This is a genomic window from Clostridioides sp. ZZV14-6387 (assembly GCF_020657835.1).
In the GTDB taxonomy this organism is placed as follows: Bacteria; Bacillota; Clostridia; order Peptostreptococcales; family Peptostreptococcaceae; genus Clostridioides; species Clostridioides difficile_A.
Window position 1 is genome coordinate 1 of the sequence record NZ_JAGWCW010000168.1, and the last position, 213, is coordinate 213.

Here is a 213-nt window from a genome sequence, read left to right on the forward strand (position 1 = left end):
ATTCTCTTATACTTAAATTCTTAACTTCCTCGTTTTTGTACCCACATTTATTGCATATTTGTGAACTTGCAAAGAATCTACCTACCTTTACGATTTGTCTACCATACCAATTAGCCTTATATTCTAATTGACGAATAAATTCTGACCATGACACATCAGAAATTAAGCGAGATAGTTTACTATTTCTAGCCATATTCTTTACTTGTAAATCCT

General features: G+C 31.0%; 1 protein-coding gene. It reads right to left on the reverse strand.

The window, feature by feature from the left end:
* On the reverse strand, positions 1–213 hold a 213-nt coding region (locus KGF38_RS20265), incomplete at both ends, for a transposase (RefSeq protein WP_227832712.1).